Origin of the sequence: Bradyrhizobium sp. 33ap4, assembly GCF_032654765.1 — a bacterium.
Taxonomy (GTDB): domain Bacteria; phylum Pseudomonadota; class Alphaproteobacteria; order Rhizobiales; family Xanthobacteraceae; genus Bradyrhizobium; species Bradyrhizobium australafricanum.
In genome coordinates this window covers 1-26,261 of the sequence record NZ_JAUMTJ010000001.1, presented here as the reverse complement: position 1 = coordinate 26,261, position 26,261 = coordinate 1, and the positions used below count along the sequence as shown (strand labels likewise).

The following is a 26,261-nucleotide window of genomic DNA, read 5'->3' as shown; positions in this document are numbered from 1 at the left end:
CCCGACATAACCCATCGCAATGCACAATGCGATCAGCACACGGTGCCCGTGACGCGGCGCCAACTTGAGGTTCCGAAACGGCGCCCCATATCCACGGCAAGGGAGTGCTTGCCGTGCACACCACCTTCAAGGCGGCCCTCGTTGTTGCGACCGTCCTGGTCGCTCTGGTTGTCTCCATCCGTCCCGGTCCGGCCGCGGACAACAGCCATCTTGCCCTGACCATTTCAATCGACGGGGCAATTGGGCCGGCAGCGGCCAGCTACGTCAAGGACGGCCTGGCCAAGGCCGCCGAGCGCCACGCCGAAATTGTTATCCTGCGTTTGAATACGCCGGGCGGCCTCAGCACCAGCATGCGTGAGATCATCGCCGACGTGCTGGCCTCGCCCGTTCCCGTGGTCGGCTACGTTGCGCCATCCGGCGCCCATGCCGCGAGCGCCGGGACCTATATCCTCTATGCGACCCATCTCGCGGCCATGGCGCCCGGCACCAATATCGGCGCCGCGACGCCGGTGCAGATCGGCGGCCCGATACCGGGGCTGCCGGGCAGCACTCCGGACAAGGGCGGCAAGGACCAGAAGGACGGCGGCCATCCGTCCGAAACCAAGGATGCCATGACGGCGAAGGTGACGAATGATGCCGTTGCCTTCATCCGCAGCCTGGCCGAATTGCGCGGCCGCAATGCCGACTGGGCCGAGAAGGCGGTGCGCGATGCCGCCACCCTCTCCGCCAACGCAGCGCTGCAGGCCAACGTCATCGATCTCACCGCGCGCGATCCGGCCGACCTGCTCAGGCAGGTCGATGGCCGGACCATCGAGCTTCCCGGCGGCAAGACGCAACGCCTGGCGACCACGGACACCGCGATCGAGGACATCGATCCCACCTGGATCGCGCGCGCGCTTGCGGTCATCACCGACCCCAACATCGCATTCATTCTCCTGATGGTCGGCATCTACGGCCTGATCTTCGAGTTCATGTCGCCCGGTGCCGTGGCGCCCGGGGTTGTCGGGACGATCTGCCTGCTGCTCGGTCTGTACGCACTCAACATGCTGCCGATCAACTACGCGGGCTTCGCCCTGATGCTGGTCGGGATCGCGCTGCTCGCAATCGAAGCCTTCAACCCGACCGTCGTGATCGGCCTCGGAGGAATAGTCGCCTTCCTGCTTGGAGCAGCCATGCTGTTTCGGATCGAGGCGCCCGGTTACCGGCTGTCATGGCCGGTCATCGGCATCGTCGCCGCGATGTTCACCGGGCTCATTCTCGTCGTGCTCGGGGCGCTCCGCCGGACGCGCAAGGGCCCGGTGCGGATCGGTGCGCAAGCCATGCGCGGGCTATCGGCCGAGGTGCTCGACTGGTCCGAGACCACGGGTCACGTCTTCACCAACGGCGAACGCTGGCAAGCGCGCAGCACCGAGACATTCACGGCGGGAGACACGGTCGAGGTCGCCAACATCATCGATTTGACGCTGGTGGTACGGCGCACGCCGGCCTCTCCCGGCGAGGGAGGTAAGGCATGATGCTTGATTATTTCACCTATGCGGCGATCGCGCTGCTGATCATCGTATTCCTGACCCAGGCCGTGCGCGTGCTGCGCGAATACGAGCGCGGCGTCATCTTCACGCTCGGCCGTTTCACCGGGGTGAAGGGCCCGGGGCTCATCATCCTGATTCCGGTGGTGCAGCAGCTGGTGAAGGTCGATCTCAGGGTGGTGGTGCAGGTGGTGCCGCCACAGGACGTGATTTCGCGCGACAACGTCTCGGTCAAGGTCAACGCCGTGCTCTACTTCCGCATCGTCGATCCCGAGCGCGCCATCATCAAGGTCAGCGACTACATGGCTGCGACCAGCCAGCTTGCGCAGACCACGCTGCGCTCGGTGCTCGGCAAGCACGAGCTCGACGAGATGCTGGCGGAGCGCGACAAGCTGAACGCCGATATCCAGGAGACCCTCGACAGGCAGACCGACGTCTGGGGCATCAAGGTCACCGGGGTCGAGATCAAGGATATCGATCTCAATGAGACGATGGTGCGGGCGATCGCCAAGCAGGCCGAGGCGGAACGGCTGCGGCGCGCCAAGGTGATCAACGCGATGGGCGAGCAGCAGGCCGCCGAGAAGCTGGTCGAGGCCGGCCGGATCCTCGCCCAGGAGCCGCAAGCGATGCAGCTGCGCTACTTCGCGGCGCTGCACGACATTGCCGGCGAGCGCTCCTCGACCGTGGTGTTCCCGCTGCCGATGAACCTTCTCGATCACCTGGCGCCGCGACGTGAAGCGACGTGAACTGGCTTGGGAGCAGAAACGACGGTCGCTCAAGGTCGGCGCGCTCGGGATCGTGGGTCTCGTAGGCGTCGCGACCTCTCCACGTCATTGCGAGCCAACGGGCCGCGCGAACGCGCGCCCGATGACAGGCTCCGCGAAGCAATCCATCGCGCCACATGCGGAGATATGGATTGCTTCGTCGCCATGCTCCTCGCAATGACGCGGATGGGTTCGGGGCCTTAACGCCCGCGATGCTTGGCCCGCCACGCTGGTCCCGGACCGCGCATGTAGTGCGCCTCGGGCCGGTAGCCACTGATCGGCTCCTCGCCGATCCAGGCGAGGAATGCGAGCAGCCCTTCTGCGGCGCGGCGCGGCAGGGCAGCGATGAACGAAACTGTGCGCATCTCAGTAGTCCCATTTCTCGCCGAGCACGACCGGCGCCCGTGGATATCTCTCGGCGTCGTCGCCGAGCATGCCGACGTTGAGGTTGGTTCGCGCCCAATCCTCGTGGCCGCGATGCAGCAGCAGCTCATTGCGGAGCCGATGAATCTTGGCGGCAGCGATCGCGCGGTGAACAGTCCTGAAGACGAGGCCGATCCGCCTGACGGTTCGCCGCAGCATCAAGGGCATGGCGCCGGCCGAACCGTGCGGCCGGGCATCGTGGTAATGGAGCAAGGTCATGTGCCACCTTCCCGTTTGGCGGCGCGCGCGAGCGCACCGCATCACGGCAAAAGATGCGGGGAAGGCCGTAGGAATTCGAGAGCAGCCGCGGTCCTGTCACATAGCCGCGGCATAAGCGTCCGGCTGCGGTCCGTGCATCGCGGTCATGCCGCAAATCGCGAGATTTCGGACAATTTTACCCTCGATCAGCGGCGCGAGGGGCAGGTTTACGGTCGGCGGCAAGACCGGTAACCTTGCCTCCCAGTGCGACGTGGAGAGTGCCCATGCGGCCCAAGGATCAGATCAACTGGATGCTGTCGGATGCGATCGAGGCGCTCGCCCGCGCCGAACGGCTGCACCAGAGCTTCCTCAATTTGCACCCGCGCGCGGGAAGCACCGAGCCGAGCTGGGAACCGCCGACCGACGTGATCGAGACCGAGGATGAAATCCTGATCCTGGTCGCGTTGCCGGGGGTCGATCCCGACGAGGTCGAGGCCGCGCTCGACGGCGGCACGCTGGTGATCTCCGGCCGCCGCACCCTGCCCCCTGAACTCCGCAACGCCCGTATCCTGCGCCTCGAACTGCCGCAGGGCCGGTTCGAGCGCCGCATCGCGCTGCCGACCGGCCGCTACACCATCAGCCGCTTTGCCGCGCATGGTTGCGTCGGCCTGCGGCTCGGAAAGTCGAGCTAAAGGATTTCGACATGGCTGCCTCAGACGTTTCAAGCCCAGCTTCAACTTCGACGCCGATCCCGAGCGACGCGCTGATCATCGTCCCGGTGCGCAACACCGTGCTGTTTCCGGATGTCATCATTCCGATCACGATCGCCCGGGCGACCTCGATTGCCGCGGCCCAGCAGGCGGTGCGCGAGCAGCGGCCGATCGGCATCCTGCTGCAGCGCGATCCCGAGACCAACGATCCCGGCCCCGACGGGCTTTACCGCGTCGGCACCACAGCCAACATCGTGCGCTACATCACCGGTGCGGACGACACCCACCATCTGGTCTGCCAGGGCGTGCAGCGCATGCGCGTGCTCGACTATCTGCCCGGCACGCCGTTCCTCGCGGCCCGCGTGCTGCAAATCCCGGAGCCGACCACCACCTCGGCCGAGATCGAGGCGCGCTTCCTCAATCTGCAGCGCCAGGCGCTGGAGGCCGCGCAATTGCTGCCGCAAGTGCCGCAGGAGCTGATCGCCGCACTGCAGGGCACCACCTCGCCGGCAACCCTTGCCGACCTTGCGACGTCCTACATGGACATCAAGCCGTCGGAGAAACAGGACATCCTGGAAACCATCGATCTCGTGGCGCGGATGGACAAGGTGTCGCGTCACCTCGCCGAACGTATCGAGGTGCTGCGGCTGAGCCAGGAGATCGGGCAGAAGACCAAGGCCGTGTTCGACGAGCGGCAGCGCGAGGCGATCCTGCGCGAGCAGATGGCGACGATCCAGCGCCAGCTCGGCGAAGGCGACGGCAAGGCCGCGGAAGTCGCCGAGCTGACCAAGGCGATCGTCGAGGCCAAGATGCCGCCGGAGGCCGAAAGCCAGGCGCAGAAGGAACTGCGCCGCTACGAGCGGATGCCGGAGGCAGCGGCCGAATCCGGCATGGTGCGCAGCTATCTCGACTGGCTGATCGATCTGCCCTGGAGCATTCCGGAGGAGAAGCCGATCGACATCGCGGAGGCGCGCAAGATCCTCGACCAGGACCATTATGGCCTCGAGAAGATCAAGAGCCGCATCATCGAATATCTCGCGGTGCGCAAGCTCGCGCCCGGCGGCAAGGCGCCGATCCTGTGCTTCCTCGGGCCGCCCGGGGTCGGCAAGACCTCGCTCGGCCAATCGATCGCGCGCGCGATGGCGCGGCCGTTCGTCCGCGTCTCGCTCGGCGGCGTGCATGACGAGGCCGAGATCCGCGGCCATCGCCGCACCTACATCGGGGCGCTGCCTGGCAACATCATCCAGGCGATCAAGAAAGCCGGCGCGCGCAATTGCGTGATGATGCTGGATGAGATCGACAAGATGGGCCGCGGCATCCAGGGCGATCCGTCGGCCGCGATGCTGGAAGTGCTCGACCCCGAGCAGAACAGCACCTTCCGCGACAATTATCTCGGCGTGCCGTTCGATCTCTCGCGCGTCGTCTTCATCGCCACCGCCAACATGCTCGACGGCGTCCCCGGCCCGCTGCTCGACCGCATGGAACTGATCAGCCTTGCCGGCTACACCGAGGACGAGAAGCTCGAGATCGCCAAGCGCTATCTGGTCCGCCGCCAGCTCGAGGCCAACGGCATCAAGGCCGAGCAGGTCGAGATCGATCCGGATGCGCTGCGGCTGATCATCCGCAGCTACACCCGCGAGGCCGGCGTGCGCAACCTGGAGCGCGAGATCGGCAAGGTGCTGCGCAACGTCGCGATGCAGATCGCCGAGGGCAGCACCAGCCACGTCACCATCGCGCCGAAGGACATCGTCTCGCTGCTCGGCCAGCCGAGGTTCGAGAACGAGATCGCGATGCGCACGAGCATCCCGGGCGTTGCCACCGGCCTCGCCTGGACCCCGGTCGGCGGGGACATCCTGTTCATCGAGGCGTCGCGCACGCCGGGCCGCGGCGCGTTGATCCTCACCGGCCAGCTCGGCGAGGTGATGCGCGAGAGCGTGCAGGCCGCGCTAACCCTGGTGAAGAGCCGGGCCTCGCAGCTCGGCATCGACCCCGGCGTGTTCGAGAAGAGCGACATCCACGTCCACGTTCCGGCCGGCGCGACGCCGAAGGACGGCCCGAGCGCGGGCGTTGCGATGTTCACCGCCCTCACCTCGCTCCTGACCGATCGCACGGTGCGCAGCGATACCGCGATGACCGGCGAGATCTCGCTGCGCGGCCTCGTGCTGCCGGTCGGCGGCATCAAGGAGAAGGTGGTCGCGGCCGCGGCCGCCGGCCTGACCCGGGTGATGCTGCCGGCGCGCAACAAGCGCGACTTCGACGACATCCCCGCCGGCGCCCGCGCCAAGCTGGAGTTCATCTGGCTCGAACGGGTCGACGAGGCGATCGCAGCCGCGCTGGAGGCCGCCAAGACGACGCCCGCCGCCGCGGAGTGACCGCGTCTCGAACGCAACAAGAGGGCGTGACAGCGATCGCCGTCACGCCCTCTTGCGTTGCAGATAGCGGAGCGGTGCCGCTCAGCTCTTGCCCATGCATTCTTCGATGTAGAACCAGCGGTCGTCGCCGGTCAGGCCCTTCGACTTCACCTCGGCGCGGCAGACCTTCAGCTTTGGCTTGTTGGCCTTCCACTTCGCCTTCATGTCCTTCAGCTTCTGCATGGTCAGCTTGACCTTCGACGGCTTGGCCTCGGTGGTCTGGGCTGACGCGGTGTGCAGCGAGCCGGCGAGAAGCAGGGCGGCCACAAGACAGCTTGCGGTACGAAACATGACTGAAATGTCCCTTGATTATCTGTTGAATTGAACGGCGTAGAGCTTCTTGTTTGACGCGTCTTCTTCACGCGAACCGGCATCCACTTCGCTCGAAAACGCTTCAGGCCGCCCGCGGGATACCAGATGTCCCGCGCGCGGCCTGAATTGCGATCAGAGGATTTTGACCGCGCTGAGCAGCGTCATGTAGACGCCCCACGCCAGCGGAATGCCGACGAACAGCCAGAACAGCGCCGCCTTGGCGTCGAGCCCGCCGAACCCGATCCCGTAGGAACCGTGCGGTCCGGCCGCCGCGGCACTGGCGCTCGCATCCTGCAGCTTGGCGACCTCGGCGTCGCTCATATGCCATTTCGAATCGACCGGCTTGATCAGGTAGTTGCAGATCAGGCCCGCGATCAGCATGGCGCACAGGATGTACATCGTGGTGTTGTAGAGCTGGTCCCGCGGCACGCCGGCGGCAAGCTGGAACTCGCGGATGTAGTTCACCACGACAGGACCGATGATGCCGGCGGTCGACCATGCCGTCAGCAGACGGCCGTGGATGGCGCCGACGAACTGGGTGCCGAACATGTCGGCGAGATAGGCCGGCACGGTGGCGAAGCCGCCGCCATACATCGACAGGATGATGCCGAAGCCGAGCACGAACAACAGCTTCGATCCCATCGCGGCGAAGGTCGGCGCCAGCGCGTAGAGCGCGATGCCAAGGATGAAGAACGTGTAGTAGGTGTTCTTGCGGCCGATCTTGTCCGACAGCGACGCCCAGAAGAAGCGGCCGCCGATGTTGAACAGCGACAGCAATCCGGCAAAGCCGGCCGCGATCGCCGCGATCTGCGCCTTCTGTCCGGCATCGAGCTGGTTGAAGCCGACATTGGGCAGGCCGATCAGCTTGCCCGCGAAGATCTCCTGCAGCATCGGCGAGGCCATGCCGATCACGCCGATGCCCGCCGACACGTTCAGGCAGAGCACCCACCAGATCAGCCAGAATTGCGGCGTCTTGTGCGCGTTGTCGAGATGGACGTGCTTGCTCGAGATCATCGCGTTGGCCTTCGTCGGCGGCGCCCAGCCCTCGGGCTGCCAGCCGGCCGGCGGAATGCGATAGCGGAACGCGCCGATCATCATGAACACGAAGTAGATCGCGCCCATGGCGAGGAAGGTCTCCCAGACGCCGACCGAGGTCGGGGTCTTGAAGTAGTTCATCAGCCTGTCGGCGAGCGGGGCGCCGATCATCGCGCCGCCGCCGAAGCCCATGATCGCCATGCCGGTCGCCATGCCGCGCCGGTCGGGGAACCATTTCACCAGCGTCGACACCGGCGAGATGTAGCCGAGGCCGAGGCCGACGCCGCCGATCACGCCGGAGCCGAGCCACATCAGCCAGAGCTGGTGCGTGTAGACGCCGAGCGCGCCGATCACGAGACCGCCGGCCCAGCACAGCGCCGCGACGAAGCCGGCCTTGCGCGGACCGACCTTCTCGAGCCAGCCGCCCCAGATCGCGGCGGAGACGCCGAGCAGCACGAAGAACAGCGTGTACATCCAGCCGAGGCTCGCGACCTTCCAGTCGCAGGTGGTGGTGAACAGCTCCTGCACCAGCGAGATGTCGGGGCACGCCTTCGGCGCGGTCAGGCCGATCGCGCGCGACAGCGGCAGCCAGAACACCGAGAAGCCGTAAGCCATGCCGATGCACAGATGGATGCAGAGCGCGGCCGGCGGCACCAGCCAGCGGTTGAAGCCGGCGGTCGCGATTGTATGTTCCTTGTCGAGGAAACCTGCGCCTGTCGCGGATACGCGTCCGGCGCTGCTCACTGTGGTCATTGACACCTCCCCTGCAGCCGCCATTACGACAGGCGCATCTGCATCTTCGATCCCGTCTCAGCCCATTGCGGCCAGCGTCAGCCGGCAGCTCCGCACATTTCCTCAATGCGTCGGGACCAACCACGCACATTCCGGAAATGCTAACCCCCAATACGACCGGATATGCCCGGCCGTGCAGCCCGTGATCTGGGCACGGGCCCAGTCGTTGTCCGTCGATGCGCCCACACTCGAGCACAACGCCATCACCACAACCCGGCGGACATTATCAATTCGCGCAGAATGGAAAATAGGTGTCGATAGGCAAAAGGTAGATATCAAGCTGCATCTAGCGCGTACGCGGCAACGCAGCATTCGAATTGCCTATCGCTCCATTGATCTTCTCGATCAAAAAAACGATCCGGGCGTCGCTTCGTTCGGTGATCTCGACCTTGTCGCCGGTCTCCTGGATCAGGGCCGGGATATCGATCACCGAAAGCGGATCGGTGCAGTGCACCTCGAGGAAATCTCCCGCCGTCACGCTCCGGAGGGCCTTGCGCGTCTTCAGCGCCGGCAGCGGGCATTTCAGGCCGGTGAGATCGAGCTTCGTCGTTGTCATGGTTCGACCATGGCGAAGCCGTCCTGCATCGTCAACGCCGCCTCCCCGTCCACGTCAGCCTTCGGCCGGAGCCGACGCGAGCACGTCGTCGACGGGGATCGCGGCGCGCAGCATCAATTCGGCAACGTCCTCGATGTCGTCGAGATGCGCGACCGGCAGCGTGGTTGCAACGGCGACGTCGCTGGCGATCCCGACCACGCGCGGGTCGTCGGGAAACAGCAGCGGCTTGCCGTTGGCGGCGCGGTACACCTCGATCTTGTTGACCGGCTCACGCTTGAAGCCTTCGACCACGACCAGATCGACCTGCGCCATCTTGGCGAGCAGCTCCGGCAGCCGCGGCTCATCGGCGCCGCGCAGCTCGTGCATCAGCGCCCAGCGCCGCGTCGACGACACCAGCACCTCGGTCGCACCGGACTGCCGGTGCACCCAGGAGTCCTTGCCGGGCACGTCGACATCGAATTCATGGTGGGCGTGCTTGATCACGGAGACGCGCAGGCCGCGGCCCAGCAGGCAGGGGATCACCCGCGACAGCAGGGTGGTCTTGCCGGCACCGCTCCAGCCCGCGAGGCCAATCACTTTCATACGCGTCTCCGAAGACATGCCAATCGTTAGGGTATCCACGCCCGCGGTTCCGCCCGACATGGATGGCCGGGACCAGCCGTGACGGCAGAAAGCCGCGACTTGCGCCCAACGCTGCTTATATCAGCCTTGGAGCAATGTCATGCCAGGCTCGCCGGCAGATGAGGATGGGCTGGCGCGCTAGAGGACCGCCCTCGGAAACTCCTGCAGCAGCTGCGCCCACAGCACCGCGAACGCGATCAGGCCACAGACCCCAAGCGCCGCGGTGAATCTCGGCAATCGGCCGATGGCGACGAGCAGCCAGGCCGGCAGGAAGAACAGGCCGAACACCATGCCGAGCGGAAACACCGCCAGCCACTGGAAGCCGGTACCGTCGCCAGGCGGCACATGGGCGATGGCGTAGAAGGTGTAAAGCCAGAACAAGGTGCCGGCCGCCGCGATGAGCGCGGCGATCTTACGAAAATTGACGGTGTCGAATGCCATGATCGATTGGTCGCCGCAATCGGCGAACCAGTTCACGGGCCGCCGCGCAAGTCGGGCTCGGCTCGCTATCCCGCAGGGTCAGTCGGTTCGTTGACTGACCGGCCGCCCCGGCTTGGCCAGCCTTGCCGATCGGCTCTCTCTCGGGGGCTGGTCACGCATCCGCAGCCTCTTCCGCGGCCGCTGCGTATCGACTGCCAGCACTTCTTCCAGCGTTGTGTTCCTAAAACGAAGCCTTCTTAACATCGCTCCGCTCCTCGAGCGGGTGGGAGCCCCATCGGTCGCTCAACCACCGACATCCACAACAGGGCCCATGTCGGTGACAAGAGATAACCAGCGACGGGACGGTTTGCTCCAATGCATGTTGCAGCCCCCGCTCACGTCACGCGCGATCCCGCTATCCAGCGGATTTACCTCGAAATTTCCGATACGCAGGGCGATCGGAACACGATAATGTGCAGCATGGAGGACTATGTATGCCTCGCTCGCCTTCGATTGTGCCGCATTCAATCGATCACGACACCTATCTGGTGCTGAACGATTTTGGCCGACTGGGCCGTGCCTGGAGCGAAACCGACGAAGAAGGCACTGACCGGAAAACGCTGATCCGCCGCCTGCTGGATGACCAGTACAGCCGTCCGGTCCGCATCGTGGCCTTCAATACCAACGAAGGATGGTCGCGCGACGTCACGACCGACATTGCCGACGAGCTTCGGCGCCGTTTCGTCGAATACGAAGAGGTCCCGCGCTCCGTGCTGGAGTTCGTGGAGACGGCGATGCGGCACTGAACTGGATCGGCAACGCAAAAGGCCCGCTCGCAGTGCGATCGCTCGGCCTCGGCAAGCATCCGCCAAACGGCAATTTTACGAGCAATCTCAACGCGATCCGGCGGCCTCGCGGCGCCGCTCCGCCATAAGGCAATATTAAGAGCATTTGCCGTACCTGTTCTCCCGTTCAACGGGAGAGCGGTCCAGTGCGCAATCGTGGTGACGTTCGAGACGCCGTGAGCCTGAAAAACCGGGTTCTGGTCACGGCGATCTTTCTGGCATCGGGCGCGGCATCGCTGATCCTGCAGGTTCTCTGGTTCAAGCAACTGCAATTCGTGCTGGGAAGCGCGACCGTCTCCGTCAGCGTCACGGTGGCAAGCTTCTTTTTCGGTCTCTCGCTGGGCAGCGCCCTGGGAGGCCGGATCGCCGACACCGTCAGCCGCCCGCTGAAAATTTACGGGTTGCTCGAACTCGCCCTCGCCCTCGTTTCTCTCGCGGTCACCGCGTTTCTGTCGCATTGGCCGACATGGGTGGGCTGGCTGTCACCGATGCTCGATCTGGAGTCGCCATTCCGGCTGCCTCTCATGGTCGCCGTGTCGCTCGCCATCCTGTCGCTGCCGACGATGTTGATGGGCGCGACCCTGCCCTTCCTGGTGAGATTCCTGACCCGCACACAAACCGACCTCGCCAATCGGATCGGTCTGCTCTACGGGTTCAACACCCTGGGCGCCGCCATCGGCACCCTGGCGGTCGGCTTTGTGCTGATGGGCCTCTGGGGCATCGCGGGATCAAGCCTGGTTGCGGCAGCGCTGTACATCTGCGTCGGCGTTGTTGCCCTGTTCGTTGCGCGCGGCGCAAGCCCGCTCTTGCCGGTCGCTGCACAGGCGCCGGTGCAAACCGCCGCGACCGCGCGTGGCAGGACGTCGGTCCTGATCTGGATTTTCGCGTGCTCCGGTTTTGTATCGATCGCCTATGAGGTCGTCTGGTTCCGATTCCTGACCAATGTCAGCACCTCGAGCGTCTACGCGTTCTCGGGCATGCTCGGCGTTTACCTGCTGGGGCTCGTGATCGGCGCCCTGATCTGCGCCAGGCTGCTCGCCCCCCGCAAGGATCAATTGCTGCGATACTTCGCCGTGACGCAGCTGCTGATCGCGGTTGCAGCCACGCTGACCGTCGGAATGCTCGGCAAGGCGCGGACCATGGGAGTAGCGCTGTCTCCCATCGTATCGGGCCTGCTTCCAGTCCCGGTGCAGGAGCTGTTGGGGGGTGACGTTTCATTCTTCCTGGTCTGCGCTGTTGCGCTGTTGCTGCCGACGATGCTGATCGGCATCAGCTTTCCCCTGGCCAGCGAGCTGACCGTGATGCAGATGAGCGCGCTGGGCCGCAGGATCGGCACGCTCTACGCCTTGAACACGATTGGCGGCGTCGTGGGCTCGCTGGCGGCGGGCTTTCTGCTGATCCCGTATCTGGGCAGCCAGGGCGCGCTCACCGCGCTGATTGTCGTGAACGTCCTGCTGTTCGTCGCGACCACCGTGTCGCAGCCGGATCTTCTGAGAGAAAGGAGCCTGTGGCGGCAGGGGACGATCGCCGCGAGCGTCATCGCCGTAGCACTGCTGCTCTTCACTCCGCACTATCTGGAGCGGGTCCTGACCGCGATCGAAGGCGCCAATGTGCTCGAGTTGCGGGAAACCCGGCAAGCGACGTTTGCGGTGGTCGAGTATCGCGAGAAGGCGGCGGGCACCTATCAGCAGTTGGTGGTGAATTCGAAAAGCTATGCCAACAACCGTCCCGAGGGCAGACGCTACATGGCCGCGATGGGGCACTATCCCGTTCTGCTGCACCAGGGCCCGGTTGAAACGGCTGTCGTCATTTGCATCGGGACCGGAACCACGGTGGGAGCGGTGAGCACCCATGAAGAATTGCAATCCATCGACGCGGTCGATCTGGCATCGACGGTGTTCGAATTTGCGCCCCACTTCGTGCCGATCAACAAGCAATTCTATCAAAATCCCAAAGTCCATCAGATCGTCGCGGACGGGCGCCACTTCCTGCTGGGGACCAAGGAGACATTTGACGTCATCACGCTCGAGCCGCCACCGCCCCATGATGCCGGCGTCATCAACCTCTACACGGAGGAATTCTATGCGCTGGCAAAGCAGAGGATGCGTCCCGGCGGCGTTCTCGCGCAATGGGTGCCGCTGGATTTCAACCGCGGCATCCTTCCGAAGATGATACTCAAGGCCATGATGGGCCAGTTCAAGCATGTCTCGCTGTGGCTGCCGTCCAGAATGGAAGGCGTGGCGATCGCCTCCGATGAACCGTTGAACATCGATCCGCACGAGCTCGCCATGCGCATGTCGAAGCCCGCGGTGGCTGAAGACCTGACGGCGAACGGCCTCGGCTCGCCCGAGGATTTCCTGGCGACATTCATCGCCGCCGATGAAAAACTCGCGGCCTTTGTCGGGAATGTGCCGACCCTCACGGATGATCGGCCGCGTCTCGAATATTACAACTGGTATCCGCTGGGTTCGGTCAGCGTGGACGAACTGAAGCGCCTCCGCGAGCCGGTGGAAGCCTATCTTGCCGACCGTTCCATCGACGAGGCCCGTCTCGACACCGCGCGCACGGTGGCCAATGCGATCCTGGACGAGCACAAGGCCACGGCCGACGGCGACAAGTCCGCCGCCCGGGCCGCGCTTCGCCTGGCCGTCAAACTGGACCCGGACAATTCCTACGTCGACTTCCTGGACCGCAAGCTGAGCGAGTGATCAGGGTGCCTTCGGCACACAGCATCAGGAAGTCCCCGAATGTCGCGAGAATGCGGATGTTTTGACTCACAGCTAGCGCAACAAGCTCAGTGTCGTCCCTGCGAAAGCAGGGACCCATAACCACAAACGCAAATTGTTACGCGATGCTGGAACGGCGAGGCCCGCCTGTAACGCCCGCCGCGGCGTATGGGTTCCTGCTTTCGCAGGGACGACAGCTGTGATGGTGCGGCAGAGCGGCACACCGGCTACGCCGGCCTGAACCCCGCCTTCGTCAATGCAGCCCGCCCTTCATCCGACGCCAGTGCGTCGAGAAAGGCCTGCACTGCGGGCCGCTGCTTGCGCGCCGTCACCAATGCGAAGTCATAATGCTCTTCGGCGAGCGGTATGAAGCCGAGTCCGGACGCATCGGCGACCGGCGCGATGGTCATGCCCCAGTCGGCGCGGTGCTGCGCCACCGCGGCCGCAACCGCATTGTGCGAGCGCGGCTGATTCCAGTAACCGTCGGGCCGGCTGCCCGCCAGCAAGCGATCGATCAGGATGCGGGTGCCGGCGCCCTGGTTGCGGTTGACCATGATGCAGGCGGGATCGGCGAGCGCGGCGCGCACCGCCTGTTCTGCACTCAAGCCGGCAAAGCGCGTGTCGTCCTTGCGAAACACGATGCCCTGCATGCGCCGCCAGCCCGGCACCAGTTCGAGCCCGTCGGCCAGATACGGCGTGTTGTAGGTCTCGGTCTTGTCGTCGAACAAATGGATCGGGGCGAGATCGCATTCGCCGCGCTTGGCGGCAGCGAGCCCGCCGAGGCTGCCGACCGCGATCGAGCGCACCACGAGACCGGCATGCGCCAGCGGCGCGGTGACGAGATCGAGCCCGGTGCAATGGCTGCCGACGATGACGAGATCGGGCACCCGCACATGCGGCGTGAACAGCGTCACCTCGGCCTCGCTGCCGGCCGGCAACTGGTCGGCCAGCGCCTCGATCTTCAGGAAGCCGTCGGCCTGCGCAAACGACGTGATCGCGCCCGAAGCCTTGCCGCCGGGATAGGCGATCAGGCCGTCGGCGCCCTCGACCAGCGACACCATCACGAACTCGGTACGCCCGAGCTCGGAGGCGATGCGCACCGGCACCTTCGCCGCCACCTTGGCATCCGATCGCGGCGGCAGCCCGGCCATCCGCCGCAGCACCGGCACGATCATGTCGTGGAAGGTGAACATCGCCGAGGTCGGAAAGCCCGGCAGGATGACCACCGGCTTGCCGTCGCACACCGCAAGGCACAGCGGCTTGCCGGGCTTCAGCGCCACGCCATGCGCGATGATGCCGGGCTTGCCGAGGCGAGCGATGATCCGATGCGAGACGTCACCCGCGCCCTTAGAGGTGCCGCCTGACAGCACCAGCATGTCGCTGTCCGCCAGCGCCTTGCGCATCGCGGCCTCGAGCGTCGCCTCATTGTCGGCGATCGCGCCAAGGAACGACGCGTCACCGCCGTTCTCGGCAATCGCCGCGGTGACGATCGCACCATTGGTGTCGTAGATCGCGGCCGGCCGAAGCTTCTCACCCGGCTGCACCAGTTCGTCGCCGGTCGAGAGGATCGCGACGCGCGGACGGCGCGTCACCGCAACCTCGGCGATGCCACAGGCCGCGAGCATGCCGATCTCGCGCGACCCGATCATCGTTCCCGCGCGCAGCAGGGCCTCGCCGCGCGCGATGTCGGAGCCGGCATAGGACACGAACTGGCCGGGCGATGCCGCACGCCGCACCTCGATGGTGCCATGGCCGGCGGGCTGGGTGTGCTCGACCATCACGATGGCATCAGCGCCGCGCGGTACCGGACCGCCGGTCGCGATCGCAGTCGCAGTACCCGGGAGCACCGGCAGGGTGGGCGCGGTCCCGCACGAAATCGTCTCGTCGTTCAGCGCGAGTTGCACCGGCGCGGCCTCGCCGGCGCGTGCCAGATCGGCCGAGCGCACCGCAAAGCCGTCGACATTGGAGCGATCGAATGGCGGCACGTCGATCGGCGCCACCACGTCCTCCGCCAGCGCACGGCCGAGCGCATCGGCGAGCAGCCGTTTCTCGGACGGCAATTGGCGCGGGAACAGCGCCGCCTCGAAGCGCGCGAGCGCCTCCTCGCGCGACAGGATGGTCAGGAACTGGTCCTGCTCGACGGACGGGTTGGGTTTCGGCGTGAACGTGTTGCTCATCTCGGGAACTCACTCCCGCAACATATAGGCATCGACAACCGCGCCCGCAGCGAAGCCCTCGGCAGCGCCGGGCACGATCAGCAGGGCTTCGGCGCGCGCGACGGCATCGAGCGACAGGTCGCCGATGGCAAGTGCCGCCCAGGAATCCTGTTGAGTACCTTGCTCGCGTATCAGCAGCACGACCTCGGCAACGCCGACGCCGGAAGCGATCTTGCGTTCCAGCGGCAGCGCCAGCGTTTTGCGCGCGCGCCGGCCCGACTGGCGGTCGAGCAGGGGAAGCGCAATCGCCCACCAGGCCGCGAAAGCCTGATCCGGCGCGCCCGGCAAGGCGACGACCGGCGATGCATCGATCCGACCGACCGCTGCGGTGCGCCCAGGCTGCAGCGCGATCCCGTGCGCGATCAGTGCGCCACGCGTTGCCAGCGCATTCACCGCAGCATCGGTGTGACCAACGCCGGTGCCGCCGATCGTGATCATCAAATCGCAGCCGTCCGGTTCGAGTGCGTTTGCAATCGCCGTCACATCGGGTGCGGCCTCGATGCCGACGACCTCAGCGCCCGCGAGGCGCGCGGTGTCAGCGATCAGTTGTGCGGTCAGGCCGCCATTGGCGACGTTGACGATGCGAAGCCGCGGCCGTCGCACGCGCAACATCTGCAGTCCGGCCGCGCGCGCGAGCAGCAGGCCGCGCGGCAGCAGCGGCTCCCCTGCTGCGATCACGGTGCGCCCAACGGCGATGTCGCTGCCGGCACGCCTGACGCCCTGCCCCGGGATTGCTTCGGCGAGCACCTGCGCAAGCGGACCGGAGGTATCGACGGCATCGGCATCGACCACGCAGTCGGTGCCATCAGGCATCGCAGCGCCTGCCGCCACCCAGACCGGAGGTTCGGCCAGCGGCAAGGGCGCATAGGACGACGCGCCGACCAGGTCATTGGCGCGCATCGCCCACCCGTCGCTGACCGCGACATCGCGCGGCGGATAGGCGCGCAAGGCCGGCATCTCGGCCGCAATGCAGCGCAAGGCGTCGGCCGGCGGCAACGCGATCGGCTGGACCGGCCCGACGTCGCGCAGCACGGCAGCCAGTGCCGCATCGAGCGGGGTGAGCGAAGGCGGAAGGCGCTGGGCGGTGACCATGGCCCGCTATGGACTGAATCGGCCCCGAAAGAAACTGTCTCTCGCCGCACCGGGGCTGCGTCATTAGACCGATGGCGCGTTGACGCGGTCCCCAATATAGTTGCAAAAGAAACCAATATGACCGGGTCCCTGAAGGCCCGGCACAACCAATAATGGCCAATGCGCCAATTCAGGAGGGAGACAGAATGAAGGCCACCAGACTAGCCATGTTCGGGACGCTCGCAGCCGCGCTGCTGGCATCCCCGAGCGTATCGGCGCAGGTATCCGACGACATCGTCAAGATCGGCGTGCTGACCGACATGAACGGCCCCGCCTCGACGCCGACCGGCCAGGGCTCGGTCACCGCCGCGCAGATGGCCGTCGACGATTTCGGCGGAAAGGTGCTCGGCAAGCCAATCTCGGTGATCGTCGGCGATCACCAGCTCAAGCCGGATATCGGCGCGACCATCGCGCGACGCTGGTATGACGTCGATCAGGTCGACCTCATCGTCGACGTGCCGGTCTCGGCGGTCGGGCTCGCGGTGCAGAACATGGCCAACGAGAAGAAGAAGCTTTTCATCACGCATTCGACCGGCGCGACCGATTTCCACGGCAAGTTCTGCTCGCCCTACGCGATACAGTGGGTATTCGACACCAGGGCGCTCGCGGTCGGCACCGCGCAGGAGGTGGTGAAGCGCGGCGGCGACAGCTGGTTCTTCATCACCGACGATTATGCGTTCGGTCACTCGCTGGAGAAGGACGCCTCCGCGATCGTGACCAAGAACGGCGGCAAGGTGCTCGGCGCGGTGCGGCCGCCGTTTGCGACGCCCGATCTGTCGTCCTTCATCCTGCAGGCGCAGGCCTCGAAGGCCAAGATCATCGGCATTGCCGGCGGACCGCCCAACAACACCAACGAGATCAAGACCGCCGCCGAGTTCGGCGTCTTCGCCGGCGGGCAGCAGATGGCCGCGCTGCTGGCGCTGATCACCGACATCCACTCGATCGGGCTGTCGGCCGCGCAGGGCCTGCTGCTGACCACCTCGTTCTACTGGGACATGGACGACAAGACCCGCGAGTGGTCGAAGCGCTATTTCGCCAAGATGAACCGGATGCCGACGATGTGGCAGGCCGGCGTCTACTCCTCCGTGACCGCCTATCTGAACGCGATCAAGGATGCCGGCACCGACGATCCGCTCAAGGTCGCGGCCAAGATGCGCGAGAAGCCGGTCGAGGACTTCTTCGCCCGCAACGGCAAGCTGCGCGAGGACAATCTGATGGTGCACGATCTCTGGCTCGTACAGGTCAAGACCCCGGCCGAGTCGAAATATCCGTGGGACTACTACAAGATCCTGGCCAAGATCTCCGGCGAGGACGCGTTCGGCCCGCCGGACCCGGCCTGCGCGATGGCGAAGAAATGACGACCGAAGGTCGTCATTCCGGGGCGATGCGTCAGCATCGAACCCGGAATCTCGAGATTCCGGGTTCGCGCTTCGCGCGCCCCGGAATGACCTCTGCATAGACGCGATAGCGCGTCCAGGCAGAAGTCATTTCGCCGCCCCGATCTCGCGGAAATATCTGAGCACGCCGGGGTGGATCAGGTTGATATCAGGCGCGGCGGCGACGGTGTTCGCCGCCGTGGTCTCGCACGCCTGGGCGAGCTTGTTGCAGAAGGTCGCCTCGATGCCGTGCAGCGTTTTCGCCAGCCGGTAGGCGACGTCGTCGGGCAAGGTCTCGCGCACCAGGATGTAGCTCCAGGAGCCGACCGAAGAGATTGCCGCGGTCTGCTTCGGATAGCTGCCGGCGGGGATCGTCAGCGGCTTGAGGAACGTGTGCTTGGCGCGGATGCGGGCGATCTCGTCCGCGGTCGGCGCGATGAAGCGCGCGCCGGTGGCGCTCTCGGCCATCTTGGTGAAGCCGGGCCAGCCGATGCCGGCGCCCCACAGTGCGGCGGCGCGGCCATCCTCAACCATCGCGGGCCCGTCGCCGGCGCGATCGAGATAGATCGACTTGAAGTCCTCGTCCTGCTTCAGCCCGATGCCGTCGAGGATGTAGCGCGACAGGATCGGCAGGCCGGAGCCCTTGGCGCCGAACGCGACGGGCTGGCCGACCAGGTCCTGGATCGTCTTGTAGGGACTGTCGGCCCGCACCACGAACATGCCCGGGCTCGAATACATCGCGGTGAGGATCTTCAGCTTCGTGGCCTTCGGCCGGCCGATGCCCATGAAGGCTTCATAGGACGGCTCGCCCGCCACGGTCGCGATATCGACGTTGCCGGCCTCGAGCAGCGGGATGTTCTCATTGGAGCCCTTGGTGTTGCGCGGCTCGATCGACAGCGTCGGGTCGGCCGCATTCATCACCTCGGCGAAGGCATTGCCATAGAGCGGAAAGCCGCCACCCGGCGTCGCCGTGGCGAAACTGATCGTGGTCTTGGAAATGGTCTTGCTCCCCTCTTGCGCCGCCGCCCCGTCCGCGAGCAGCAGCGCGCCGGCGCACATCATAACAGCGAATTTCATCCCGAGCCTCAAGCATTCCACACGAACCCGACTATCGTCGCACGGGCGACGTCGTAGGCAAAGCCAGCGTTTTGTGAAACCATGCCGGCAACAGTCACAAGAAAATGACGGGAGAGACGATGATCCAGTTCGCGCGTGTCGCCTTGCTTGGTTTGATTTGCTGCCTCGCCTCGATTGCCCCATCATCCGCATCCGACTATCCGAACCGCCCGGTGCGTTGGGTGATCGGGTTTGCCGCCGGCGGTCCGGTCGACATCGTCGCCCGCATCATGAGCCAGTGGCTGTCGGATCATTTCGGCCAGCAATTCATCGTCGAGAATCGCACCGGATCGGGCGGCAACATCGCCGCCGCGGCCGCTATCAACTCGCCGGCTGACGGCTATACGCTGTTGTTCGTCGCGCCCAACAATGCGATCTCGACCTCGCTCTACAAGAAGCTGCCGTTCGACTTCCTGCGCGATACCACCCCGGTCGCGAGCATCATGCAGCTCACCAATATGCTGGTGGTCTCGAACGCGATGCCGGTGAAGACCGTCCAGGAGTTCATCGACTACTGCAAGGCCAATCCGGGCAAGATCTCCTATGCCTCTTCGGGCAACGGCACCTCGGTGCACATGTCGGCCGAGTTGTTCAAGGCGATGACCAAGTGCGACATGCTGCATGTGCCGTATCGGGGATCCGCGATCGCCTTCCCCGACATCATCTCCAACAAGGTGCAGCTGATCTTCGACAATCTGCCGTCGGCGCTGGAGCAGGCCCGCGGCGGCAACGTCCGCGCGCTCGGCGTCACCTCGCCGAAACGCTGGGCGAGCGTGCCCGACGTGCCGGCGATCGCCGAGACCGTGCCGGGATTCGAGGCGGTCGGCTTCTACGGCATCTCGGCGCCGAAGGGCACCCCGCCCGAGATCGTCGATGCGCTCAACAAGGCGGTCGGCGAAGCGCTGAAGGACCCCAAGCTCGTGGCGCGCCTCGCCGAGGTCGGCGGCATCCCGAAGCCGATGGCCCCGGCCGAATTCGGCAAACTGGTGGCCGACGAGACCGAGAAATGGCGCAAAGTCGTCGAGTTTGCAGGCGTCTCAGTGGATTAGGGCGCCGGTCGCCAGGGAAACGGAGGGTCAGGCAGGATGGCTGCCGGCCGCTGTTCCAGTGATGCCAGCCGCGAGACGTGGCTGGCCCGGCGGCGATGGCAGGGACGTGGGGGCGGCATTGCCGAAACCGCAGTCAGCCTGTAAACGGAGCCCGCACCGTTGCCGGCCGCGCCCCGCGGCCCGCAAGGCGGCGGGGCCTGTAGCTCAATGGTTAGAGCCGGCCGCTCATAACGGTCTGGTTGCAGGTTCGAGTCCTGCCGGGCCCACCAATGAGATCAATGCCTTACTTGGTTCTCGTTGCTCGCAGAAAGACGACCGCACCAGAAACCGCACCAGATACGTCCACTTTTCGTTCGTGCGCAGGCTGGAGCGTCGCAACAATCTGACGGCGTCACACGGATCGTTGCGGTACACGATTGGTGAGTAGACAGGGTGTCTTTTGTCGCCGGCCAGCTCGCACACCTCGACCCGGGCAATCACTAAGAGACATGTGAAGTCGCCGGCCTTTGCGCCTGCTGAAATATCTGGTCGGCTGAAGCTTGCTAGTGGAGTGGCGCCTTTGGAAATGCCTGACTTCCAAGTGAGCAATTGATGTTGCCGCGAACTCTTGGAGTCTCAGCGCAAAACGCGCAACCCGAGCAATCCAGAATGGCGGAATCAAAATCAGCCAGGACGCGCTGAAATATCAACGACCATTCTGAATTCTGCGCGGTTTTCAGCTCCAATCAGATCACTAGGTTAGATTGAAGTTCAGAATGGCCCTTCTAGCACGATGGTCAAGGCGAGTTGATCTCACAACACGGTCAGAACCAGGCTCCCGTCTAAATATTGCCCGAGCAATTCTTAGGGCCGTCCGAGAGAGCAGCGAGAATTCATTCGTGCCTCAAGAGGCATAGCCCAGAATTCCGAGGCCGGGATTCCCCAACCTCGCCGCCTGCGGTCCTGAGTTCCGACAATCGGAGATTATCGTTGGGGCCGATTGGAGAGGTGAAGTCGAATGAAGGCTAATAATGGTCGAGCCACGGCTCGACATGGCAGGCTTTGCGGCTGGATCGCGGTAACGGCCAATACACGCAGAAGCCGGCCGAGGCCGCCGGCAACTCGAGAGCGACACCACGCCAAGCCAGCCCGCCCGATCGCTGAGTTCTCTCCGAAGGGACGGTCAGCGACTTGACGCTCTGTCAGGCCCGGCTGTTCGCGAACGGCGCGAACGAATTTCTCCGCGCACATTTTAGCGCAACGATCGCGCAGTTAACGAACTGATCCGAGGTCAAACTCTTTCGCCTGTCGAATGATGGCGTTGCGATCGTAGTTGTTGATCTCGCCGATCAGATCATTGGTGTACATTCGCGAAGTCGGAACCGGGCGGGCTATCTGTCCCCCCGCCAGCAGAAAATTGCTCAAGTTTTTCCAATCTTCTTCAACGAACAGGCCGTTCTTTCCGTCGGTTTTGGCACTTGTCCACCCAGGACTTCGTACCGCGAGGATCTTCAGCCCTTGAGCGAGGGCCGTCTGGGCATCCGGCTCCCTGGGACGGCTCTCCGGATACACTTTCCAGGTGATCAAGACTGCTGCCGCCGGATTGGCGTTGGTGAAATCGATTGCCTTTGATACCGCTCGCGCAAATCCGATCAGCATTTGCGGATTGTTTTTAATGACGTCATTCTTTGCCAAAAGCGATAGATCCGGCAGAGCATCCAGATTCTCGCCGATATCGAGATTCCGGAGGGCGAGGCCGCTGAGTTCGAACCGGACGTTGGCAACATCCCAGAACGCGATCGCATCGACGATCTTCTGCCGAATGGCGCTCACGGCTTGGGAGCCGACCCCGATCGGAATGAACGTCACGTCCTTGTCTGGATCTAACCCCGCTGAACGCACATAAGCTTTGCCGTAAGTGACGCCTCCGCTTCCCAATGATGGGATACCGATCTTCTTTCCTCGGAGGTCCGCGATCGATCTGATGTTGCTGTCCGCCGGCACCGACATCGACCAGATATTGCGATAGCTGTAATCGTAGAAGTAGCGAACATCCAAGGGCGCCACTGACTCCTCTTGCATGCCGATCACGGCTTGCGCAGGACTTGCTGCACCAAGGTTGGCGTTGCCAGAGGCAACTTGAATTGCGATTTCGTTCGACCCCCCGACGGTCAGCAGATCGACATCGAGCCCCTCCCGGCTGAAATAGCCCAGATACTTCGCGACGATAAAGGGCGCCTGCGCTTCATCCATATTTCGCACGCCGATCAAGGCTTGGACCTTGTCGGCCGCGAGCACGGGCTGGCCACAGTGCACGCCAAACGAAACTATCCAGGCAAAAAGAAACAGTCGCAGATTACCCATGCCCACCCTCCTGTGAGCGGCAGATTCATACACTTGTTGACCGCTTAGTCAACATCGCATAGGATTAACGTACTTCGTCGGTGAACATGGCTGCTCGCGCTCAACCGGTTCGCACCTCGTCGTGACCTTTTGTGCAGCTCCGAAATAATTGCTTGCGTCAAAGTGCACTCCAAGGCGGCGCCACAACTACGGAAGTCGGCAATGGGCGAGATTCAAAGCTTCTGCACGCTGTGCGGCTCGCAATGCGGAACGATCAATGTCGTCGAGAACGACCGGCTGGTCTCAGTGCGAAATGATCCCAGCCATCCCACCGGGCACGCCGTCTGTCCAAAAGGCCGGGCTGCTCCGGAGATTGTGGCAGCAAACAATCGAATCCTTTATCCGATGCGCCGCACGCGGCCGAAAACGGATCCCGATCCAGGGTGGGTACGTATTTCCTGGGACGAGGCGCTCGACCTGTGTACCGGAACGTTACTCGATATCCGGGAGCGCTACGGCGCCGAAGGCGTCGCTTTTGCTGTAACCACGAAAAGCGGAACCGGTATAGCTGACAGCATCGAATGGATCGATCGATTCGTCCGCTTGTTTGGAAGCCCAAACATTGCGAGTTCTACCGACGTTTGCAATTGGCACAGGGACGTGGCGCATCGGTTTACTTACGGCGTCGGCATGCCAACTGCGGACTACGCGCATGCGGAGTTGATTTTGCTCTGGGGACACAACCCCACTAGCACCTGGTTGGCTCAAGCGGACGCAATTGCGCGTGGCCGTGCGAATGGTGCGGCCATGATCGTCGTCGATCCCCGAGCGACCCCGCTAGCCATTGACGCCGACGTTTGGCTCCAAGTTCGACCGGGCACTGACGCCGCTCTAGCGCTCGGCGTGTCCAATCTGTTGATCCAGGAAGGAGGAGCCGACCTGGAATTTCTCAGGCAGTGGACCAATGCGCCGATGCTAGTGCGTGAGTCCGACGGACTGCTTCTAAGGGCGCGGGATCTCCCACGTTGCGAAGATGACGGAACAGCGCAGCAATTCGTAGCCTGGGACCTTCAGACCGATGAACCTTACGTCTATGATACGAGCCGCCTGCTCGACGTCGACATCGCTCGCCGATTTGCTCTGACCGGGCTGTATGAAGTCCCGGGTCATCATGGCCAAGCGATCGCGTGTAGGCCCGCTTTTGATCACTTCCGGAGGGCTTGTGCCGCTTGGACACCCGAGCGAGTCGAGCAGATAACCGGAGTTCCACGCGAAAAGCTGAAAGCCGCTGCATCGCTCATGGCGAGCCATAGTAAAATTGCCTACCACGCTTGGACAGGCATTGGTCAAAGCAGCAACGCGACGCAAACTGAGCGTGCGGTCGCCACGCTCTACGCTCTTCGTGGATCCTTCGACGAAATCGGTGGCAACCGCATCCTTGGCGGGCAGCCCGCGAACAAGGTCGACTCCGTGGCCCTCCTCGTCGAAACGCAATCGTGCAAGACTCTCGGACGCGACATCCGTCCGATAGGACCCGCTGCCGAAGGACGCGTGAAGCCGCTCGACGTCTACCGCGCCATCGTGACCGGCGATCCCTATCCGATCCGTGCGCTCGTCGGTTTCGGATCCAATCATCTCCTCACGCAGGGAAACACCGATGAGATTCGCCGAGGGTTGGAAGTCGTAGACTTCTATGTCCACAGTGACATCGTAGAGACCCCTGTGGCTCGTTATGCTGATGTCCTGCTGCCGGCGAGCACTCCATGGGAGCGGGAAGGCCTACGGATCGGTTTCGGCATTAGTGAAGCCGCGCAGAACTTGATTCAATTGCGTCCAGCCGTATTGCCTCCGCGGGGAGAAGCACGTTCCGATCTGGAAATCGTATTTGCCCTCGCTGAACGCCTGGGTATGGGTGACAAGTTCTTCCACGGCGACATCGACGCTGGTTGGAACTACATGCTGGCTCCCCTAGGGATTACCGTTGAGGACCTGCGGGCGAATGACGGAAAGATCATTCGTCCGATCGAACATGCCGAACGCAAATACGCCCGCGTGGATGCCAGGGATCACGCGGCCGGCTTCCAGACTGAAACGAGACGGGTCGAGTTTTACTCTGAACTGCTGCTCCGAAATCGCCAATCTCCTGTACCGGTCCATGTAGAGGAAGACGTCGATCGCTCGCTCTACCCGTTCACACTGATTAGCATGAAGACCGGCGTCTTCTGCCATAGTCAGCACCGCGGGATCGCCTCCCTAAGGCGGCGCGCCAGCCGACCGACAATCCGATTGCATGGGAATGCCGCGCGCCTGAAGAACATCAGCGATGGGCACACTGTCGAAGTCACAAGCCGTCACGGGTCCACACGGTTCGTTGCTGAGATCGACAATACGCTCGCATCCGACGTACTGGCCGCCGACTTCGGTTGGTGGGAGGCCTGTGAACCGCTCGGCAAGCAGTCATACGCTCTGACAGGGTCGGCCAGCTCCAATTTTAACAGTCTCGTGTCCGCCGAGACGCGCGATCCGGTCAGCGGCTCCGTCAATCATCGTGCGGTCGCGTGCAATATCCGGTGTGTCGGCAACTCTACGAACGGCTTATGGCAAGGGTTTCGTCGCTTCACCGTATCGCGTCTGCATCCCGAATCAGACTCAGCCCTTGCCATTTCGCTGTTACCACAGGGAGCGGACACGCTGCCCGACTACGAACCCGGTCAGTACCTTCGCCTCAGAGTGACGCATCCCGGCACCGGCGCACTTCTGACGCGGGCCTATTCATTGACCGGAGCGACTGGCATCGAAAGTCACTCGGAATACAAGATCTGCGTGGGTCGCACGCAAGCCGGCGCTGCCAACGCCCCAACTTCCCTCTCGTCTTTTATACATGAGGCCTTGAAGGTCGGAGATACGGTCGACGTCGAGGCCCCGAGCGGCGCGTTTACGATGCCGACGGTATCATCCGTTCCGCTGATCTTGATCGCAACAGGCATCGGCATTACTCCATTTATGAGTCTGCTCAATTCGCTCGATGGCGATAGAATGCCCTCTGTTACCTTGCTGTACGGCAACAGAAACGGCTCGGAGCACGCGTTCAAGCACCAACTTCGAGCTCTTGCAAAGCGGTTACCGCGGCTAACTGTCAGAACCTTTTATAGCCAGCCTCGCGCTTCAGATATCCCAGGAATCGACTTCGATGTCCGCGGCCGCCTCGATGCCGCTCAAATCGATGCGTCGCTGGTCCAAAAGCGCTCACGTTTCTATCTATGCGGCTCCGATGCAATGGTCGCATCGATAACAAGGGGCTTGGTTTCCTTCGGCGTACCACAGTTCGACATCTATAAAGAAGTATTTGTCTCGCCGACGAACACGCTTGATAAGGGCCTGGGGCCTTGCTCAGTCTCGTTCAAGCGATCTGGTATTTCTTTCCAGTGGGGTCCTAAAGACGGCACACTGCTCGAATGCGCGGAGCGATTGGGTATACGAGCTCCAAGCGGCTGTCGGGTCGGCCAGTGCGAGAGTTGTGCAGTGCGGGTGCTCGCTGGAAGCACAAGACAGCTGTCTGGCGCAGTCCCGGAAGATTCCGACACAGTGTTCACGTGCCGCGCGGTCCCATGCAGCGATCTTGTTCTCGATATCTAGTCGTTCGTGAAGAACTGGCGCCGGCGCCCGGCTTAAGCGGTGTTTCGAGCCGGGACGGTCTCGAAGAAGGCTCGGA

At 63.8% G+C, this 26,261-nt stretch carries 20 protein-coding genes and 1 tRNA gene; 10 read left to right on the top strand and 11 right to left on the bottom strand.

Annotated elements, in window-relative coordinates; all coding sequences use genetic code 11:
- The first annotated feature begins 104 nt into the window (after positions 1-104).
- Both Q2M23_RS00105 and Q2M23_RS00100 read left to right on the top strand, forming a co-directional pair.
- Positions 105-1,514, top strand: a complete 1,410-nt coding sequence (locus Q2M23_RS00105; protein WP_316393625.1) for a nodulation protein NfeD — start codon at positions 105-107, stop codon at positions 1,512-1,514.
- On the top strand, positions 1,511-2,272 hold the full coding sequence (locus Q2M23_RS00100; protein ID WP_028332707.1) for a slipin family protein: 762 nt from the start codon (positions 1,511-1,513) through the stop codon (positions 2,270-2,272). The genes Q2M23_RS00105 and Q2M23_RS00100 overlap by 4 nt, the downstream gene beginning before the upstream one ends.
- A 218-nt stretch (positions 2,273-2,490) precedes the next feature.
- On the opposite strand, the gene Q2M23_RS00095 is transcribed toward Q2M23_RS00100, so the two are convergent.
- Both Q2M23_RS00095 and Q2M23_RS00090 read right to left on the bottom strand, forming a co-directional pair.
- The gene (locus tag Q2M23_RS00095; protein WP_176937025.1) at positions 2,491-2,655 is read right to left on the bottom strand and encodes a hypothetical protein; all 165 of its coding nucleotides are present in this window, start codon (positions 2,653-2,655) and stop codon (positions 2,491-2,493) included.
- 1 nt (position 2,656) lies between these two features.
- Entirely contained in the window at positions 2,657-2,932 is a 276-nt protein-coding gene (locus tag Q2M23_RS00090) for a hypothetical protein (RefSeq protein WP_057014866.1), read from the bottom strand.
- Positions 2,933-3,195: 263 nt separating this feature from the next.
- On the opposite strand from Q2M23_RS00090, the gene Q2M23_RS00085 reads away from it, so the two are divergent.
- The gene (locus Q2M23_RS00085) at positions 3,196-3,603 is read left to right on the top strand and encodes an Hsp20/alpha crystallin family protein (RefSeq protein WP_028332710.1); all 408 of its coding nucleotides are present in this window, start codon (positions 3,196-3,198) and stop codon (positions 3,601-3,603) included.
- Positions 3,604-3,614: 11 nt separating this feature from the next.
- Complete coding sequence (gene lon / locus Q2M23_RS00080; protein ID WP_316393624.1) at positions 3,615-5,993, top strand: endopeptidase La; 2,379 nt, start codon at positions 3,615-3,617, stop codon at positions 5,991-5,993.
- 81 nt (positions 5,994-6,074) lie between these two features.
- On the opposite strand, the gene Q2M23_RS00075 is transcribed toward lon, so the two are convergent.
- From Q2M23_RS00075 to Q2M23_RS00055, 5 genes are all read right to left on the bottom strand, one after another.
- The gene (locus Q2M23_RS00075; protein ID WP_028332712.1) at positions 6,075-6,323 is read right to left on the bottom strand and encodes a hypothetical protein; all 249 of its coding nucleotides are present in this window, start codon (positions 6,321-6,323) and stop codon (positions 6,075-6,077) included.
- Between the two features lie 153 nt (positions 6,324-6,476).
- Positions 6,477-8,132, bottom strand: a complete 1,656-nt coding sequence (locus Q2M23_RS00070; protein ID WP_316393623.1) for an OFA family MFS transporter — start codon at positions 8,130-8,132, stop codon at positions 6,477-6,479.
- 325 nt (positions 8,133-8,457) lie between these two features.
- On the bottom strand, positions 8,458-8,727 hold the full coding sequence (locus tag Q2M23_RS00065; protein ID WP_057014863.1) for a sulfurtransferase TusA family protein: 270 nt from the start codon (positions 8,725-8,727) through the stop codon (positions 8,458-8,460).
- Positions 8,728-8,781: 54 nt separating this feature from the next.
- Complete coding sequence (gene mobB / locus Q2M23_RS00060; RefSeq protein ID WP_141339621.1) at positions 8,782-9,327, bottom strand: molybdopterin-guanine dinucleotide biosynthesis protein B; 546 nt, start codon at positions 9,325-9,327, stop codon at positions 8,782-8,784.
- A 159-nt stretch (positions 9,328-9,486) separates the two neighbouring features.
- Complete coding sequence (locus tag Q2M23_RS00055; RefSeq protein ID WP_316393622.1) at positions 9,487-9,825, bottom strand: hypothetical protein; 339 nt, start codon at positions 9,823-9,825, stop codon at positions 9,487-9,489.
- A gap of 437 nt (positions 9,826-10,262) precedes the next feature.
- Between Q2M23_RS00055 and Q2M23_RS00050 the strand changes: the two genes are divergently transcribed.
- Complete coding sequence (locus tag Q2M23_RS00050) at positions 10,263-10,574, top strand: hypothetical protein (RefSeq protein ID WP_016847487.1); 312 nt, start codon at positions 10,263-10,265, stop codon at positions 10,572-10,574.
- A 215-nt stretch (positions 10,575-10,789) separates the two neighbouring features.
- Entirely contained in the window at positions 10,790-13,321 is a 2,532-nt protein-coding gene (locus Q2M23_RS00045; protein ID WP_316393621.1) for a fused MFS/spermidine synthase, read from the top strand.
- 245 nt (positions 13,322-13,566) lie between these two features.
- Here the strand turns inward: Q2M23_RS00045 and Q2M23_RS00040 are convergent, their stop codons facing one another.
- Positions 13,567-15,516, bottom strand: a complete 1,950-nt coding sequence (locus Q2M23_RS00040; protein WP_316393620.1) for a molybdopterin biosynthesis protein — start codon at positions 15,514-15,516, stop codon at positions 13,567-13,569.
- Between the two features lie 9 nt (positions 15,517-15,525).
- Positions 15,526-16,647 carry a molybdopterin-binding protein gene (locus Q2M23_RS00035; protein WP_316393619.1) on the bottom strand — a complete coding sequence of 374 codons (1,122 nt, stop codon included), beginning with the start codon at positions 16,645-16,647 and terminating at the stop codon, positions 15,526-15,528.
- 185 nt (positions 16,648-16,832) lie between these two features.
- Here Q2M23_RS00035 and Q2M23_RS00030 point away from each other — a divergent pair, with 185 nt between their 5' ends.
- On the top strand, positions 16,833-18,044 hold the full coding sequence (locus Q2M23_RS00030) for an ABC transporter substrate-binding protein (protein ID WP_057014858.1): 1,212 nt from the start codon (positions 16,833-16,835) through the stop codon (positions 18,042-18,044).
- A 126-nt stretch (positions 18,045-18,170) separates the two neighbouring features.
- On the opposite strand, the gene Q2M23_RS00025 is transcribed toward Q2M23_RS00030, so the two are convergent.
- A complete protein-coding gene (locus Q2M23_RS00025) occupies positions 18,171-19,139 on the bottom strand; it encodes a TAXI family TRAP transporter solute-binding subunit (RefSeq protein ID WP_316393618.1) in 969 nt (322 codons plus the stop codon).
- A 119-nt stretch (positions 19,140-19,258) separates the two neighbouring features.
- Here Q2M23_RS00025 and Q2M23_RS00020 point away from each other — a divergent pair, with 119 nt between their 5' ends.
- Entirely contained in the window at positions 19,259-20,227 is a 969-nt protein-coding gene (locus Q2M23_RS00020) for a Bug family tripartite tricarboxylate transporter substrate binding protein (protein ID WP_057015085.1), read from the top strand.
- Positions 20,228-20,420: 193 nt separating this feature from the next.
- Positions 20,421-20,496, top strand: a tRNA-Ile gene (locus Q2M23_RS00015).
- 982 nt (positions 20,497-21,478) lie between these two features.
- On the opposite strand, the gene Q2M23_RS00010 is transcribed toward Q2M23_RS00015, so the two are convergent.
- Complete coding sequence (locus Q2M23_RS00010; RefSeq protein WP_316393617.1) at positions 21,479-22,570, bottom strand: ABC transporter substrate-binding protein; 1,092 nt, start codon at positions 22,568-22,570, stop codon at positions 21,479-21,481.
- Between the two features lie 201 nt (positions 22,571-22,771).
- Between Q2M23_RS00010 and Q2M23_RS00005 the strand changes: the two genes are divergently transcribed.
- Complete coding sequence (locus Q2M23_RS00005; protein WP_316393616.1) at positions 22,772-26,185, top strand: molybdopterin-dependent oxidoreductase; 3,414 nt, start codon at positions 22,772-22,774, stop codon at positions 26,183-26,185.
- Positions 26,186-26,261 lie beyond the last annotated feature (76 nt).